Annotated in this window: 9 protein-coding genes; 6 read left to right on the top strand and 3 right to left on the bottom strand. The window is 58.6% G+C overall.

Going from position 1 to position 17243, the window contains the following annotated elements:
• The first annotated feature begins 109 nt into the window (after positions 1–109).
• From ACZ5DH_RS07210 to ybeY, 3 genes are all read left to right on the top strand, one after another.
• The gene (locus ACZ5DH_RS07210; protein ID WP_464256391.1) at positions 110–1108 is read left to right on the top strand and encodes a PhoH family protein; all 999 of its coding nucleotides are present in this window, start codon (positions 110–112) and stop codon (positions 1106–1108) included.
• The gene (locus ACZ5DH_RS07205) at positions 1074–3701 is read left to right on the top strand and encodes an HD family phosphohydrolase (RefSeq protein WP_464256390.1); all 2628 of its coding nucleotides are present in this window, start codon (positions 1074–1076) and stop codon (positions 3699–3701) included. Before ACZ5DH_RS07210 ends, ACZ5DH_RS07205 begins: the two co-directional genes overlap by 35 nt.
• Before the next feature lie 104 nt (positions 3702–3805).
• Positions 3806–4189, top strand: a complete 384-nt coding sequence (ybeY, locus tag ACZ5DH_RS07200; protein ID WP_464256389.1) for an rRNA maturation RNase YbeY — start codon at positions 3806–3808, stop codon at positions 4187–4189.
• A 323-nt stretch (positions 4190–4512) separates the two neighbouring features.
• On the opposite strand, the gene ACZ5DH_RS07195 is transcribed toward ybeY, so the two are convergent.
• Positions 4513–5610, bottom strand: a complete 1098-nt coding sequence (locus ACZ5DH_RS07195; protein WP_464256522.1) for an HD domain-containing protein — start codon at positions 5608–5610, stop codon at positions 4513–4515.
• A gap of 52 nt (positions 5611–5662) precedes the next feature.
• On the opposite strand from ACZ5DH_RS07195, the gene ACZ5DH_RS07190 reads away from it, so the two are divergent.
• From ACZ5DH_RS07190 to ACZ5DH_RS07180, 3 genes are all read left to right on the top strand, one after another.
• The gene (locus tag ACZ5DH_RS07190; RefSeq protein ID WP_464256388.1) at positions 5663–6442 is read left to right on the top strand and encodes a biotin--[acetyl-CoA-carboxylase] ligase; all 780 of its coding nucleotides are present in this window, start codon (positions 5663–5665) and stop codon (positions 6440–6442) included.
• Positions 6443–6447: 5 nt separating this feature from the next.
• Positions 6448–10149: a pyruvate carboxylase gene (locus ACZ5DH_RS07185; protein ID WP_464256387.1), complete on the top strand. Its 3702-nt coding sequence runs from the start codon at positions 6448–6450 to the stop codon at positions 10147–10149.
• A 213-nt stretch (positions 10150–10362) separates the two neighbouring features.
• Complete coding sequence (locus ACZ5DH_RS07180; protein WP_464256386.1) at positions 10363–13938, top strand: PEP/pyruvate-binding domain-containing protein; 3576 nt, start codon at positions 10363–10365, stop codon at positions 13936–13938.
• 309 nt (positions 13939–14247) lie between these two features.
• On the opposite strand, the gene uvsE is transcribed toward ACZ5DH_RS07180, so the two are convergent.
• Together uvsE and groL are read right to left on the bottom strand one after the other, a co-directional pair.
• Complete coding sequence (uvsE, locus tag ACZ5DH_RS07175) at positions 14248–15504, bottom strand: UV DNA damage repair endonuclease UvsE (RefSeq protein ID WP_464256385.1); 1257 nt, start codon at positions 15502–15504, stop codon at positions 14248–14250.
• Positions 15505–15583: 79 nt separating this feature from the next.
• On the bottom strand, positions 15584–17233 hold the full coding sequence (gene groL, locus ACZ5DH_RS07170; RefSeq protein WP_291301594.1) for a chaperonin GroEL: 1650 nt from the start codon (positions 17231–17233) through the stop codon (positions 15584–15586).
• Positions 17234–17243 lie beyond the last annotated feature (10 nt).

Genomic DNA, 17243 nt, shown 5'->3' with positions numbered 1-17243 from the left:
CACCAATGGAAGGGTGCGCGCACGTGCGGGAAAAACTTGCCGAAAGAGATGATGGCACGTACCCGTTGCAATGATGGACAGCCCACATAAAATAGGCTAGAGAGCGAGCATGGCAGTACGATCGTCCATGAATGAAACCGTTGAATTTGACGATTCAACCCTGGCAAATCAGCTATTTGGGCCACACAATGCGCATCTTGACCTGCTGGCGGTCGCCAGCGGGGCGCGCATCACAAGTCGTGGGGCCCGTATTCTGATCGAATCGCCAGACGCGGATGTTCGTCAGGTATTGTGCAATGTTTTTGTGCAACTGTATGAATTGCTGCGGGGCGGTCTTGTTCTGAGCCAGCAGGACTTTACGCGCGCGTATGAGATGCTCGGGGCAGACCCTGGGCTGAATCTGTCGCAGATTTTTCGTGATGCGGTTTTTGTGAATACGCCCCGCAAAACGGTCACAGCCCGCAATGTGGCCCAGCGCACCTATCTTGATCTTTTACGGCGTCATGAGCTGGTTTTTGCCGTTGGCCCGGCCGGCACGGGCAAAACCTATCTGGCTGTGGCCATGGCCCTGTCCATGTTCCAGCAGCACAAGGTCAAACGTATTGTGCTTACCCGTCCGGCGGTGGAAGCGGGGGAACGTCTGGGTTTTCTGCCCGGCGATCTGGCGGAAAAAGTCAATCCCTACCTTAGGCCTCTCTATGACGCCCTGCACGATATGATGCCCCAGCCCAAGGTAGCTTCCATGATGGAGGTTGGCTCCATTGAAGTGGCCCCCCTTGCCTTTATGCGGGGGCGTACACTCAATGACGCCTTCATAATTTTGGACGAAGCCCAGAACACCACTCAGGAACAGATGAAAATGTTTCTCACGCGCATGGGTTTTGGCTCGCGGATGGTCGTCACCGGCGATATTACGCAGATTGATCTGCCTATGCAGCCTGGGGGCCAGCGTCCGCGTTCAGGGCTCATTCATGCGCTGAATATTCTTCCTGATGTGCCTGGCTTGGCCGTACACCGCTTCAGCAAAGCTGACGTTGTGCGCCATCCTTTGGTGGGAGCCATTGTAAACGCTTATGATAACGCAGAAAAAGACGGCACGGCCAGCTAGCTTCCTGGCGCTCATCCATGCGTTGAGGGCGCGGCATCACTGCGGTTGGGGGCTAGCGGCCCTCATCATTACTTTTTTTGCCCTGTCGCTTCTGGTCGGGGCCAATTTTGAAGTGGTGCCCAGGATCTACGTGGCCGGGCAGGTGGCGGATTCGGATGTTATCGCCGACCGCGACATTCTGGTGGAAGATACGCAGGCCACCAAGGCGCGCCGTAAGCAGGTGCTGTTCTTGCAGCCTCCTGTGTATGACCTGAGCCTGGAACCCTATGTGGCTTTTCAAAACCGCATTGTGGAGATTTTGCGCAGCCTGAATAACGGGGTGGACTACAAAACCCATGAGGGCCCCCTGCAACGTCTGGCGGACGAGCTGACCCCGCCCGTGGCTGATGAAGTGCTGCCTGAACTGTCGCATCCCGAGGTTCAGTCCTATCTGCTGAAAACACTGCTGCCCAGCATCCGCGAGCACATGGCCGAAGGGCTTGTGGGCGATATCCGTTCGGCCAGGGTCGGACGCAGCGGCGTCATCATCCGCAATCTTGATAATAATACGGAAATCCTGCGCCCCGAAGTGACCAGTCTGCCAGACGTGCAATCGTTTCTGGCCGAGGTTTCCTCCATTGTCCGGCAGGTTCCCTCCCTGAACGCGCAGTCACGGCGGGCCATCAATATTCTGCTTTCCGCCACCGTGCCCGCCTCGCTCACGCTTAACCGCGAAGCCACGCAAAAGCGCGGTAACGCCGTCATGAGCATGGTGGAGCCGGTATACTATCAAATTCTCAAGGGTGAACTGCTGATACGCAAGGGTGAGCGCGTCAGCCGCGAGCAGCAGATAAAACTGCAAACCCTGTATAAATCCGCGTCTGACCCCATGCATTGGGGCACGGCAATGGGAGCCTTTTTGTGTTCCCTGGTCCTGAGCGTCGGTTTTTTTGTCGCGCCAAGCGGCAAACCCGGAACACCGTTGCGCTGTAAGGATATGCTGCTGATTTCGCTGCTGCTTCTGCTTTTTGGCGCAGGGGCGAAGATTGTTTATGTGCTGGGCCTGCGCATGGACAGCGTGACCTTTCTCAATACCCTGTGCCTGGGCTTTCCCGTGGCGGGCGCCGTGGGGCTTGTGGCCATGGTCTTTGCGGCCCGGCGCTACTGCACCATGGGGCTGTTGCTGTCGTTCTTCACCATGCTCATGTTTCAGGAAGATTTTTACTTCTTTCTGTTCCAGTTTCTTGGGGGCATGCTGGCCACATGGCTTGTGACCAATGCCCAGAGCCGTCAGGACGTGGTGTGGAGCATCGTGCCCCTGACCATAGGCCAGTCGCTCATCTGGTTCGGCACGGCCCTGCTGTCGCAGACGGCCCCGGCCGAACTGCCTGTACAGCTTGCCGCTGTGGCCATCAACAGCCTGCTGTCGCTCATCCTGCTTTTTGCCGTCAGCCCCGTGCTGGAACTGAGCTTTGGCTACAGTACGCGCTTCCGCCTGATGGAACTCATGAGTCTTGAGCAGCCGCTCATGCAGGAGCTCATGGTGACGGTGCCCGGCACCTATCACCATTCCCTGGTGGTATCCAACATGGTGGAGGCCGGGGCCAAGGCCATCGGCGCCAACAGCCTGCTGTGCAAGGTGGCCGCGCTCTATCATGACGTGGGCAAACTGTCCTATCCCGAATATTTCATCGAAAACCAGTTTGGCGGTCCCAACAAGCACGACAAGCTCGCGCCGTCCATGAGCGCGCTCATCCTGCTGTCCCATGTCAAAAAAGGCACGGAACTGGCCGAACGCTACAAGCTGGGGCAGGATATTGTGGATATTATCAGCCAGCACCACGGTACGCGCATCATTCGCTATTTCTACCAGAAAGCCCTCAATATGGGCGAAAAGCCCAGAGAGTCCGATTACAGCTACCTGGGGCCAAGGCCGCAGACCAAGGAAGCCGCCATTCTCATGCTGGCCGACTCGGTGGAGGCTTCAAGCCGCACGCTCACCGACCCCACCCCGGCGCGCATCAAGAGCCATATTGACGCCATAATCAAGGGGATTTTCTCCGAAGGGCAGCTGGACGAATCTGAACTGACGTTCAAGGATCTGCATTATCTCAGCGAGAATTTCCAGCGCATCCTTACTGGCATTTTTCACCAGCGCATTGCCTATCCCGACGCCAAGATCCGTGACGTCGCCAGCAAGGTCGGGGGCAAGGTTGACGGCAAGCCGGACGCCAAATCTGACGGCAAGCCCAATGGCAAAGCTGAAGCCCGGTCGGAAAATAGGGTTGGCACCGAGGAACCCAGGGGCGCGGCCGGCGGCGCTGCTTCCCCGGCTGCGGTTATGCCTGTGCTTCCTTATGTTCCCGTTGTTGCGCCCTATTCCGCGGCGCAGGGCGGGGCGAAAAACGGCGGTACGGAAAATGTGAAATCTGAAAAGATGTCCGATACGCCCACAAACGGCAATACTTCGGGTTTTTCCGCCACTGGGCCGCAGGCGGGGCAGTCGGGCCAGCCAGAGCAGGCAGGCCAAGCGGGACAATCGGGCCAGGACGGCCGCACAGGTCAGCCAGGGCAGGGCGCGTCGCAAAAAACTTCGGGCAACGACGCACGGTGACATCGTTTTCTTCATTCCTCGCGCGCGCAAAAGGCGGCGGACGGGTTCGCGTCTTCTGCCATTACCCTCAGGGCGCTGCCTTCACGCCGCTCCACTGGCGTCAGATGAAAACAGCTCTTGAGGCCATGCTTGAAGTGTCTCCGGATGCGGCCCTGCGTGTCGCTGAAGAACTTCAGGTTCCGGCGGAAGTGGAGCTTTTTTTGCTGGACGATGCCGCCATTGCGGGCGCCAATGCCAGCCATCTCGGCTGCTCAGGCCCCACCAATATTCTTTCCTTTCCCGGCGGAGCGGACGCTCCCGGAGTTTTACTGCTTTCGCTGGACACGCTGCGCAGGGAATGCCTGCTGTACGGGCAGGACCCGGCTGAGCACGCCGTGCGGCTTCTGGCCCACGGTATGGGGCATCTGAGCGGACTGGATCATGGCCCGGCCATGGACGCCCTCTGTGAACGCTACATGGACGCGGGCTGTGCCGCTTTGTGCAGTTAAAGGGAGCGGAGCCTGCTTGCGCCGTGTTTTTTTGATATGAGCTGCGGCTCGTGGGCGGACGCCTGCCGGTGAAGGCGCAAGCGCAGCTTGTTTGTGCGGAAAAACGTTGTCGCGAGTGTGCCGTGACCCTGGGGATATCCGTACTACTGAATACTAGAGCAGTTACACTTTTTCAAAGTTAAAATGCTCTAATCTGCCCCAGAGCAGTTTACGAATGAAATGAGTTACCTGCTCTGCAAGGATTTTCCTGAAAATCCTTGCCACGAAATGCGAGCAGGCGGGCTTTTGCCTGCCGTTACACGAGCATTTCAAGTGTAAATGCTCTAGAGTTTTGCCAGTGCACGGCAATGCATGTCTCGCAGCTTTCGGGCTGAAATTTCCCCTTTGTCGCGCCACGCATCGGGCAGACGCAAACCAAGAAGCACAGCCAGATGCGCAAGAGCCACAGTGCTGACAGGACTGCCGCTGTCCGCGTCCACCAGACGCCAGAAGCGCTGGTCAAGGCCTGATGCGTGAACCCGCCAGAGCAGGTCGCGGCGGGTTCCGGGACGGAGCATTGAGTACATGCCGCCTTTCATATGTTCCGCCGCCGCAAGCACTCCGGCCTTGGCAAAACGGGCTGGCAGGCGCAGGCGGCGCGCCAGTTCCGCGCTCAGGGCAATACCGCGTTTTTCATGGCCGTAGTGATGCGGCAACAGGGCGGGATCGGTCTGGATTTTTCCCAGATCATGACAAAGGGCCATCCAGGCCGTCAAAGCGTCGCCAGCGACCATGTCCATAATACGCAGGCTGTGGCCGAGAACCGAATTGCTGTGCCATTGCTCTGGGCCCGCCGGAATTCGACTTGCTTCGTCCAGTTCCGCCAGCCAGGGGCGCAAGGCTTGCCCCTGGGCCAGCACGCGAAAAAAGCGTGCAGGAGCCGGAGCCCCCAGAGCCTTGATGATTTCGCGCCCCACACGTTCGGCGGGCAGAGCGGCAAGATCCGCTGTCGAAAGGGCGCGCATCTGCTCAAAGGCGCTTCTGTCGATGCTCCAGTCAGGCCAGGCGGCTGCAAAGCGCGCTAGTCGGAAGATTCTTGTGGGATCACTGGCAAAAGAAATGGGAGAGGCCGGACGCAGAACACGCTGTCGCAGATCGTGAAGGGCCTGGGGGTGCGCATACAGTCTTCCCGCGCTGTCCAGCGCCAGGGCATTGACCGTGAGGTCACGCGCCATGAGGTCGTTTTCAGGGCTGCTGCCGCGCAGGGGCATGCATTCCCGCCCGCGCCAAAGGCAAACGTGCACGCTTTTGCCCACACGCCGGGCATCAGGATGAAGATGCAGAAAATCTTCCACAGTGCCGTCAAAGGCGAAATCCAGTTCCTTGGGCGTCCGGCCCACCAGCATGTCGCGCACCGCGCCGCCAACGAGGTAAAGTTCCATGGTCACAGTATGTCACAGTCATCCACATGAGGGAAGCGAGAGGGCTTGTTCAATGCCGGATTCGCGCTCGCCCGTCATCTGGCGGTTCGGACATCTGGTCTCTTGCCTTGATACCGCCATGCATATGGCCGCCAATGGCCTGCTTGCGCCGTGGGACAGCGTGCAGTGCGCCGCCCAGACTGCCGGGCGTGGTCAGTTGCGGCGTTCCTGGTATTCGCCGCCGGGCAATGTCTATGTGGCCATGCGGATGCCTGTGACTCCGCCCTTTGACGGTTCCGCAGCGGCCCCGGCCACAGCGTTTTTACTGGCAAAAGCCCTGCGGAGCGAGGGCTGGCCCGTGCAACTCAAGTGGCCCAATGATATTGTTATTGAGGACACTGACGGGCAGCCCAAAAAACTGGCTGGCATTCTGCTTGAAGAGCGCGGCGGCATACTGCTGGCGGGTATGGGCATCAACGTGGAATTTTCCCCGCCCGCCGCCATGTTACGGGCAGACGCCGCCATGGAGGCCACCTGTCTGCGTGAGGCTTTCGGGCATGCGGGGGGGCGGTATATTTCTACAGCGGAAGCCATATGGCAACGGCTTGTAATGCGCATGCATTCAGCTTATATTGACTGCCACTCATTTTCCGGGCAGTGGAAAAAGCGCGCCGACAGTCTTTTGCTGTGGCGTGGAAAAGATGTGGAGCTGCGCGACGATGGGCGCATTGTGCGCGGCTGGTTGACGGGTTTGAGCCCGGCAGGCGGCCTTTGTCTTAACCAAAACGGACGGCTTGAGGAATTTTTCAGCGGAAGCCTTCTGCTAACCGGCAGAGCAGCAGTAAAGGGTTAAAAGGCATGGGCAACAAGACATTCGCGGAAGTGCAAGATTTTTTGAAGGGTAAGGTAATACTTGTCGCCAACCGGGGTATTCCGGGCAGGCGCATCTGCCGCTCCATCCGGGAACGGTTCGACGCCGTGGCAGCCATGACCGCCACTGATGTGGACAAAACCGCTCCGGCGGCTTCCACCGCCCAGGAATTGGTCCTGCTCGGCGCGGAACCGCGCGCCTATCTGGACATAGACGGAGTCATTGCCAAGGCCAAGCAACGCGGCGTCGTTGGCATCCATCCAGGCTGGGGATTCGCCTCTGAAGACACGCGTTTTCCCGCGCGGTGCAAGGAAGCGGGCATTACCTTTATCGGCGCCACCGCCGAAGCCATGAACCTGCTCGGCAACAAGGTTCAGGCGCGGGAAGTCGCACGAAAGCTCGGCATTCCCGTGGTACCCGGTTCGGACGGCGCAGTTGATGTTCCCACTGCCAAAAAGCTCATCAGCGAGATGGGGCTGCCCATCATGCTCAAGGCTGAAGGCGGCGGCGGCGGTCGCGGTATTTTTGCCATTCACAATGAAGCCGAGCTTGAGGACGCTTTTTTCAAGGCTTCTACCATGGCTCAGGCTTCTTTTGGCAACCCGCGCCTGTTTGTGGAAAAATTCCTTGCTGACGTGCGGCACATTGAAATCCAGGTCATTGCCGATATGTACGGTAATGTCTTTGCATTTGATGAACGCGACTGTACCGTGCAGCGCAACCACCAGAAGCTCATTGAGATAACGCCCTCGCCCTGGCCGGGGCTTTCGCGCAACCTGCGCGAGCGGCTCAAGGACTACTCGCGCCGTCTGGTGCGCGCGGTGGGCTATCATAGCCTCGCAACGGTGGAGTTTCTGGTCACGCCCGACGGCACGCCCTATCTTATTGAGGTCAATACCCGGCTTCAGGTGGAGCACGGCATCACCGAATGCCGCTACGGCATCGACCTGGTTGAAGAGCAGATCGCCGTGGCCTTTGGCGCGGAACTGCGCTACCGCGAAGAAAATCTGCGTCCTTCGTACTGCGCCATGCAGGTGCGCATCAACTGCGAGAACCCACAGGACAACTTCACACCCAATTCCGGTCTTATTTCGCGCTACGTGTCGCCCGGCGGCCCCGGCGTCCGGCTGGACTCCAACATCAGCGCCGGGTACGAGTTTCCTGCCAACTACGACTCGGCTGGCGCTCTGCTCATTTCCTATGCCCATGACTGGGAAAAGACCCTTGGCATTATGGAGCGCGCGCTCAGCGAATATGTCATCGGCGGCATCAAGACCACCATTCCTTTCTACCGTCAGGTCATAAAGAATCCCCTGTTCCGCCAGGGCAACATCAACACCAACTTTATCGCCGATCATCCGGAGCTCATGGTTTATACCGACCTTGCTCCCGAGGGCGAACGCCTGTCCAAGCTGGTGGCAGAAATATCCGCCAAGGGCTACAATCCCTATGTGCAGCTTGGGGAATACCGCTCTGATACCACGCCTTGTCTTGGCCCCTTTGAGCCGGTAATGCCCGCCATCACTTCGGCGCAGCGGCGGCAGCCTTCGCCCTATCCGCAGGGCGACCGTCTGGCCACCCTGGATTACATCCGTGATTCCGGGAAGGTGCATTTTACCGACACCACACCGCGCGATTTCACCCAGTCCAACTCCGGCAACCGCTTCCGTCTTGCCGAAGACAGGCTCATTGGCCCGTATCTGGACAACGTGGGGTATTTCTCCATCGAAAATGGCGGCGGCGCGCACTTCCACGTGGCCATGCTGGCCAATATGACGTACCCCTTCACCGAGGCGAAGGAGTGGAACCGCTTTGCCCCCAAGACCATGAAGCAGCTGCTGGTGCGCTCCACCAACGTGCTCGGGTATACGCCGCAGCCCCGCAACCTCATGCTCAAGACCGGGGAAATGATCTGCGACCATTACCAGATCATCCGCTGCTTTGACTTCCTGAACCATATTGAAAACATGCGGCCCATGGCCGAAGTGGTTCTTAACCGCAATGACGTCATTTTTGAGCCCGCCATTTCCATGTCCTGGGCCAAGGGCTTTGACGTGCCGCACTACCTTGGCGTCACGGAAGCCATGATGCGCATGGTTGGCAGCGTCATGGGCGTGGACCCCAAGGAAGCTTCACGGCACATCATTCTGGGCCTCAAGGACATGGCCGGAGTATGCCCGCCGCGCTTCATGACGGAACTGGTCACGGCCATACGCAAAGCCTGGCCCGAACTTGTGCTGCACTATCACCGCCACTACACCGACGGCCTTTTTGTGCCCGCCTGCGGCGCGGCGGCCAAGGCCGGAGCCCATATTATAGATGTGGGCCTGGGTTCAGCCGTGCGTTCGTACGGCCAGGGCGACGTGCTGGCCACCATGGCCTATATTGAGGACGAACTTGGGCTCAAGTGTCATCTGGACAAGGGCGCCATCCGTGACGCCAACTTCGTCTGCAAGCAGATCATGCCGTACTATGACCGCTACTGCGCGCCGTACTTTCAGGGCATAGACTATGACGTCACCCTGCATGGCATGCCCGGCGGGGCCACTTCTTCCTCGCAGGAAGGGGCCATGAAGCAGGGGTACATTCACCTGTTGCCCTACATGCTCAAATTCCTTGAAAGCACGCGCCAGATCGTGCGGTATCATGACGTGACGCCCGGTTCGCAGATTACCTGGAACACGGCGTTCCTGGCCGTAACCGGGGCCTGGAAGCGCGGCGGCGAAGACGAAGTGCGCTACCTGCTTCAGGTGCTTGCGGAAGTGACGCGCACGCCCGAAGAAGAATTGTCCCAGGAAATGCGGAAGGCCCGCCTGCACATCTACCGTGACTGCAACGATGCCTTCCGCAATCTTCTGCTCGGCAAGTTCGGCAAGCTGCCCCTGGGCTTCCCCGCGGACTGGGTCTACATGAGCGCTTTCGGCGCGGAGTGGAAAAACGCCATTGCCAGCCGCACCGAGGCTTCGCCTCTGGAATCGCTGACGGATATAAACCTGTCTGCGGAAGAAAAGGCCTGCGCCGACATTCTGAAGCGCAAGCCCAATGATGAAGAATTTGTGCTCTACCTCAATCACCCGGCGGACGCCCTCAAGACCATACAGTTCAAGGCCAGGTTCGGCGATCCCAACAACCTGCCCCTGCACGTGTGGTTTGAGGGGTTGAAGGCAGGTCAGGACCTGTACTTCAATGACAGCAGCGGCAAGCCGCATCACCTCCAGTTGTTGAGCATCTCCTCGCCCAATGAGACCGGGATATCCATCTGCCGCTATGTGCTGGATTCCGAGTTCATGAGCAGCGAGGTGCAGGTGCGTCAACACGTGGGGGCTGCCGCCAAGGGCGCTCTTATGGCCGATCCTTCCAACCAGTACCATGTGGCCGCGCCAAGCAATGGAGATCTCTGGGTCATGTATGTGCACCCCGGCGATGTGGTCAAGGCTGGCGAGGAACTGTTCAACGTGTCCATCATGAAGCAGGAAAAAGCCGTGCTCGCCCCTGTGGACGGCATGGTCAAACGTGTGCTGAAAACCGCTGATTTCAAAGAAAGCAAGCAAATGGTTTCTGTGCGCGAGGGCGAACTCATTGTGGAGCTCGGCCCTGTGCCGCGTGTGTGCGCCAATGAAGCCTGCGGGCAGCCCATTCCCATGGAAAATATCACCTTCTGCCCCTATTGTGGTTCAAAAGTCAGTTAGGTGACACGACATTGACGCTTTTTGGCTTCCGGAGGGTTGTCTTCCGGAAGCCAAATCCGCTAATGCCGGCAACCCCGATGCGCCGGCTCATCAGTAATTCTGCCCTAACCGCCGAAGGGCCTTCTGCCATGCGGTAATTTGTAGACAGTTTGCTGATGCCGATATACAATTTCCTAGGTTGCAATGCTTCTGTTTCCCAAACCGGAGGAAGACATGGGTAAGAGTACCGCCGCCAAACCTGCGCAGAACAAGGCCAAGGGGCATACCCCTGAAGCCATTCAGAAAAAACTGGTGCTTACCGGCGCCGACATTGTGCAGCTTGGACCCGAAGCGGAATTGCTTGTTGGTGGTAAAAACTATAACACGGCGTTAATCAGCCAGATCGAGGGCATTCAGGCGCCTTATTTTCGCGCCATATCCTCTCTGGCCTTTCACCAGCTTCTGGATGAAACCAAGGTGAACGGGCGCGTGGTACGCAGTGTTGTGGACCGTGAATACGGACGCATTGACTGGAACGACCCCGAAATCAACCAGGACCCGGACTTTCTGCAAAAATTTGTGCGCCAGCTCGGCAAGCAGATTAATCAGGCCGCCAAGGCCGAAGGCGAGCAGTCGCATACCAAACTGCGTACCTTTATCAATAATATCGTTGAAGGCTTTGCCACCTCTCCCGAGGGCATTGACCAGTTGCGCAAGCGCTCTGTCATTGTTCAGGCGGCCATTCTTTCCGTGGAGGTTCCCGCCGAGGTCAGTGAGGCCGTGCGCGGGGCTTACCGCGAGATCTGCCAGGACAATTCCGACGACATGACCCCTGTGGCCGTGCGTTCTTCCGCCGCTGGCGAAGATTCGCGCAAAAAAGCTTTTGCCGGCCTTCAGGACACCTATCTGAACATGGTGGGCGAAGACAAGGTCGTTGAAGCGTACCACTGGGACTGTGCATCAGCCTACAACCTGCGCTCCATGACCTATCGCCGTGAGGCTATTCTGGACGCGCTGGCCAAGGCCGAGGAAACGGGTGATGAGTCCATTGCTGAAAGCGCCAAGAAAGAGTGGGCCATCGAGCACACGTCTCTTTCTGTGTGCATGATGCAGATGATCAACCCCGTCATTTCCGGTACGGCATTTTCCGCTGACACTGCAACCGGATGCCGCGGCACCAGCCGCAGGGATCTGGTGAGCATTGACGCCAGCTACGGCCTTGGTGAGGCCGTGGTGGGCGGCAAGGTTACGCCCGACAAACTTTATGTCTTCCAGCGCGACGACGGCGGCGAGGTTGTCATCCGTCAGATGGGCTGCAAGGATATGAAGATCGTTTATGACGAAAGGGGCGGCACCAAGGAAGTTGAAGTGCCCGAGCTTGAGGCGTTGCGCTGGGCGCTTTCGCTCAGCCAGGCAGAGCGTGTGGCCCAGGGCGTGCGCGCCGTAAGCAAGGCTTACGACGGCATGATCATGGACACGGAATTCTGCATTGACGCCAACGACAAGCTCTGGTTCGTGCAGGCGCGGCCTGAAACCCGCTGGAATGAAGACCTGGAAATGCACCCCACGACCATCTTCATGCGTCGCCGTGAAGTTGATCCCAAGGCCGCCGCTGAAGCCGAAGTGCTGGTTGAGGGCAATGGGGCTTCACGCGGGGCGGGTCAGGGCACGGTGCGCTTTTTGCGTTCGGCCCTGGAACTGAACAAGATAGCCAAGGGCGACGTGCTTGCCGCCGAGCGCACCGACCCGGACATGGTGCCGGGAATGCGCGTGGCCTCCGCCATTATGGCCGATGTGGGCGGCGACACAAGCCACGCCGCCATCACCTCGCGTGAGCTTGGCATTGCCGCCGTTATCGGTATTCAGCGCCTTGACGTGCTGCGCGCCCTGGACGGCGCCGAGATCACGGTTGACGGCACACGCGGACGTGTGTACCGCGGCCTGTTGCCGCTGCACGAGGTTGGCGGCGAAATGGACGTGGCCAAGCTGCCTGCCACCAAGACCAAGGTCGGTCTTGTGCTTGCCGACGTGGGTCAGGCGCTCTTTCTTTCCCGTCTGCGCAATTTCGACCAGTTTGAAGTGGGCCTGTTGCGCGCGGAATTCATGCTTGGCAACATCAGTATCCACCCGCAAGCCCTGGAAGCCTTTGACAAGGGCGAGCTTGAGGGGGTGGTGCATGCCAAGCTGAAGGAGCTGGAAGACCGCCTTTCCAAGGTCCTGCGCGAGCAGATGTCCGCCGGGCTCATCGTCTTTAATCTTAATCTGCGCGAACACGTGGGCGAGGTCACAGGCCTTGCCGCCGAACTGGCTGCCCTGGCCGACTCCGGCAAAAATCTCAATGCCGAAGACGTGCTGTTGCAGCACCGCAAAATGCGCGAACTGGACCACAAGATCGACCAGCACATGGAGATGGCCTCACGCCGTATCGAAGTTCTTAAAACCTCGCCCGACCTGGCTGACCATGTGCGCATTATTATGGGCTACGACGACGAACTTGCCCTGCAAAACAGCAATGACCCCGAGTCCGGCAAGCGCATTGCCGAAATTGAGGCCAGCGTCGAAGCCCATGTGAAGCGCATCCAGGACCTGCCGGGCGTGACGCGCCTTATGGCCAACATCGCCCACCTGCGTGAAGAGGTGGGGCTGCGCTCCGGCCTCAAGAAAGAGATGGACGATGTGCGCAACCTGCCGGCAAAAATCCACAGCATCATCAAGGCTCGCGGCTTCCGTACCGGCAAGGAGCATTATGTGCAAACCCTTGCACAGAACCTGGCGCTCTTTGCCATGGCCTTCTACGGCAAGCCCATCACCTACCGCACGACGGACTTCAAGAGCAACGAATACCGCAACCTGCTTGGCGGCAACCTCTTCGAACATTTTGAAGACAACCCCATGCTCGGCTATCGCGGCGTTTCGCGTAACATCCATGACTGGGAAATTGAGTCCTTCAAGCTGGCGCGAGGCGTATACGGCGGCTCCAATCTGCGGATGATGCTGCCCTTTGTGCGCACCCTTGAAGAAGCCCGCTCCATGCGCAGCTACCTGGAGCAGGTACACAAGCTCAAGAGCGGCCAGGACGGCCTCAAGATTATCCTCATGTCCGAGTTGCCTTCCAACGCCATTCTGGCCAAGCAGTTCATTTCGGAGTTCGACGGTTTCTCCATCGGCTCCAATGACATGACACAGATGGTGCTGGCTACCGACCGCGATAATGCGCGCCTTGCGCACATTTATGATGAAGAGGATCCCGCCGTTGTCTGGGCCATTCTGGTGAGCATCTTCACCGGCCTCAAATACGGCAAGAAGGTGGGCTTCTGCGGTCAGGGCGTGTCCAACAGCCTTATCCTGCGCGGTCTGGTTGCCATTGCGGGCATTACGTCCGCCTCGGTGGTGCCTGACACCTATTACCAGACCGTGTTCGACATCGCCGCTGTGGAAGAGGAAAAAATCCCCACTTCCGATCTTGGCAAGTGGCTCGGCCAGCAGCACCACCAGCGTCTGGCGACGCTTATGGAAAAGGCCGGTTACGGGCATATCCTCAAGAAATACAAAAATCCGCAGGATATCCAGGAATGGTACGAAGGGGAGTTGCAGCGCCGCCACGAGCAGTTCCGCGAGCATCTTGACACTCCCAAGGAAGACTTCTACCGGTCGGAGCTGCAAAGCTTCCGCTCCACCTTCCACAAGCCTGTGATCTACGCCACATGGAACTGGGATGATACCGTGCTGGACGCCCTGCACCATGCCGGCTTCCAGAACTTTGAGGAACAGGCCAAGGCCCTTGAAGCCGCCCGTTCGATAAAAGATTAGCAACAACATACCTTGCGGGCTTTAGAGCCTGGACAGCGCAACGGCCCGAAACCAGTCTGGTTTCGGGCCGTTGTAGCGTTTTTTGCCCTGGATGCGGCAACTGCTTCCGGGTTTGTTGGCCCGGCGGCTCTTTCCGGCAACGGCAGACGCCGGGGAATTTCGCTGTGAACGAACTCTGGCGGCCGCGTGACACGGCGCTCGCCATGAAGGTGCGGGGGCGCGGGTTACGCGCGCATTTCTTGTAGTGGCAAACGCCCAGGCGGGCATCTTCAACCTTTGCGAAGATGCATTTTCAAAGGGGAGTTTAAGTCAGTTCAAATAAAAATAGAGGCTGCGCAACAGGTATCCTTCGCCGTTGCTCGTCGCCAGAGCCAATATCTTGCGCTTGATGCGGGGCAGCGGCGCAAGATCATTGCCCAGAAGTTCAAGGTCGTCGAGCATACGGGCTGATTCGCCGGGCGTCGCCTTTTTGCTTACATAGCCCCAAACGTGCTCAGCGGCGTTTCTGGCCTTGCCTGGCTCAAGGTCGCAGGTAAGGGCATCTTCGAGAAGCGCGTAAAACGCTTCCGCTGCCGGATTCTCATTTTTGAGCAACCGGCGTATGGCGGTATATGCGCTCGGGCTGCGTTCCAGCACAAGATATTTGTAGCGGGCCCACTCTTCCGTGAGGTTTTTGCGCGGCAGGCACGGCTGGGCCAGGTTTGCGCATTTGACCACAGAGAGATTTTTGTCCTTAACCTCCAGCATGACATCCAGCTCGCGCTTTTCAAGCAGGCTGTGCAGCTGCATAAAGGGGCGCATGGCGATGGTGAGGGAGTGCATGCCCGGTTTGCCGCCCGCGAGCTGTTGCGAATAATGGATTTTCTGGCGTCCGCTGCGTGCGCTCCAGGTGGCCCCTGCGCGGTCAAGCCAGTGCTGCATGTCGCCGTGCGGGGGCGGGTTCAACTCATGATGAAAGACGTCAAAAATGGCAGGCAGTTCAAAGTCTCGACACACTGCCAGAACATCTTCAATGGTGTAGATGCGCTCGTCATTTTCCAGAGCCAGTCGTTGCAGGATACCATCGGGCAAAGCAGACAGATTGTCGCGCAGCCTTTGTAACGCGGCGGTTTTGTCGCCATAGCCCCCGCCAAGGTGCAGGATTATGCGGCACTCAGGGCCGGTTTGCAGAGCGTCGAGAAAGGACGCGTGGTAGGCAAGGTCGGCCACGGCCTTACGCACCACATCCTCACGAGGGGAGTTGAGCACCGTGTACTGGCCGGGATGCATAGAAAGGCGCACGCCACTTTGGCGCGCAAGGGCGGCCAGGTTTTCAAACTCCGGCCGCAATTCGGCCTGCCAGTCAAAATCAATCGCCTCATGCGAAGCCAGCGGGATACAGTCGGAGCTGATGCGCATGAGCGCAAGGGACTCACTGCGGCAATAGCGCAGCATGGTTGCCAGCGCGCCCAGATTGTTGCGGCTGACGGCCAGGAGATTGTCACGGCTTGCGCGCGACAGGGTAAGGCTGCTTTGCGCCGCCCCGGGCAGGCCAATGGTTTTGCAGGCAAAGCCGTAGCGGATCATAAAAATACCTCTGGTGCAAAAAAGCCCCCGCTTGCGCGGGGGCTTTGTCATTCTACAAATCGGGAAGCGCCGGGCTGGCTTAGTACATGCCGCCCATGCCGCCCATTCCACCCATGCCGCCCATGTCAGGCATGGCAGCATCTTTCTTGGGTTCGGGCTTTTCGGCAATGGCGCATTCGGTGGTCAGCAGCAGGGAAGCCACGGAAGCGGCATTCTGCAGAGCCGTACGGGTGACCTTTTTGGGGTCGATGACGCCAGCCTTGATGAGGTCTTCGTAGTCGCCGGTGGCGGCGTTGAAACCGAAGCCGTCCTTGCCTTCACGCACCCTTTCGACCACGATGGAGCCTTCAAATCCGGCATTGTGGGCGATCTGGCGCAGGGGTTCTTCAATGGCGCGGCGGATGATGTTCACGCCAGCCAGTTCATCGTCGTCAGCGGGCTTGATGTCGCAAAGAATCTTGGCCACGCGGATGAGGGCGGTACCGCCGCCAGGCACAATGCCTTCTTCCACGGCAGCGCGGGTGGCATTGAGGGCGTCTTCAACGCGGTCTTTCTTTTCCTTCATTTCCACTTCAGTGGCAGCGCCCACATGCACCACGGCCACGCCGCCCACCAGCTTGGCAAGGCGTTCCTGCAGCTTTTCGCGGTCATAGTCAGAGGTGCTGTCTTCGATCTGGGCGCGGATCTGCTTCACGCGGGCCTTGATGTCTTCGCTCTTGCCAGCGCCGTCAACAACAGTGGTGTTTTCCTTGTCGATGACGATGCGCTTGGCGGTGCCAAGTTCGGCCAGGCTCATGTTTTCAAGCTTGGAGCCGGTGTCGTCGGAAGCCACCTGGCCGCCGGTCAGCACGGCGATGTCCTGAAGCATGGCCTTGCGGCGATCACCAAAGCCAGGAGCCTTCACGGCAACAACCTGGAGGGCGCCGCGCAGCTTGTTGACCACCAGGGTGGCCAGGGCTTCGCCTTCCACGTCTTCAGCGATGATCATGAGCGGACGGTTCACCTTGGCAACCTGCTCAAGCACGGGCAGCATGTCTTTCATGCTGGAGATTTTCTTTTCCGTGCAGAGGATGTAGGGATTGTCCATTTCGCAAACCATCTTTTCGGGATTGGTCACGAAATAGGGGGAAAGGTAGCCGCGGTCAAAGCGCATGCCTTCCACCACGTCCATGGTGGTTTCGAGGCCCTTGGCTTCTTCAACGGTGATGACGCCTTCCTTGCCCACTTTGGACATGGCTTCAGCAATGATGTTGCCGATGGTGGTGTCGGAGTTGGCGGAAATGGTGCCGATCTGGGCGATTTCTTTCTGGTCGCGGGTAGGCTTGGCAAGATTGGCCAGTTCGGCGATCAGGCCTTCAACAGCCTTGTCGATGCCGCGCTTGATGGCCATGGGGTTGCGGCCAGCGGCCACAAGCTTGATGCCTTCGCGGTAAATGGCCTGAGCCAGAATGGTGGCGGTGGTGGTACCGTCGCCAGCGGCATCGGAAGTTTTGGAGGCCACTTCCTTGACGAGCTGAGCGCCCATGTTTTCAAACTTGTCGGACAGTTCGATTTCCTTGGCAACCGTCACGCCGTCCTTGGTGATGACGGGAGCGCCAAACGACTTTTCAATGACCACGTTGCGGCCTTTGGGGCCAAGGGTGACCTTGACGGCATTGGCAAGCTTATCCACGCCACGGGAAAGTTTTTCACGGGCTTTAACATCAAAAAAAATTTCTTTAGCAGACATTGGGACATTT

The organism is Desulfovibrio simplex (assembly GCF_055387835.1).
The sequence above is the reverse complement of the archived record's forward strand: the minus strand, read 5'-3'. Positions and strand labels throughout refer to the sequence as shown.

Coding starts and splice junctions, on each gene's coding strand:
- ACZ5DH_RS07205 (WP_464256390.1), top strand. CDS start 1,074: ATGATAACGCAGAAAAAGACGGCACGGCCAGCTAGCTTCCTGGCGCTC.
- ACZ5DH_RS07190 (WP_464256388.1), top strand. CDS start 5,663: ATGCCGGATTCGCGCTCGCCCGTCATCTGGCGGTTCGGACATCTGGTC.
- ACZ5DH_RS07210 (WP_464256391.1), top strand. CDS start 110: ATGGCAGTACGATCGTCCATGAATGAAACCGTTGAATTTGACGATTCA.
- ACZ5DH_RS07180 (WP_464256386.1), top strand. CDS start 10,363: ATGGGTAAGAGTACCGCCGCCAAACCTGCGCAGAACAAGGCCAAGGGG.
- ybeY (WP_464256389.1), top strand. CDS start 3,806: ATGAAAACAGCTCTTGAGGCCATGCTTGAAGTGTCTCCGGATGCGGCC.
- ACZ5DH_RS07185 (WP_464256387.1), top strand. CDS start 6,448: ATGGGCAACAAGACATTCGCGGAAGTGCAAGATTTTTTGAAGGGTAAG.
- ACZ5DH_RS07195 (WP_464256522.1), bottom strand. CDS start 5,610: ATGGAACTTTACCTCGTTGGCGGCGCGGTGCGCGACATGCTGGTGGGC.
- groL (WP_291301594.1), bottom strand. CDS start 17,233: ATGTCTGCTAAAGAAATTTTTTTTGATGTTAAAGCCCGTGAAAAACTT.
- uvsE (WP_464256385.1), bottom strand. CDS start 15,504: ATGATCCGCTACGGCTTTGCCTGCAAAACCATTGGCCTGCCCGGGGCG.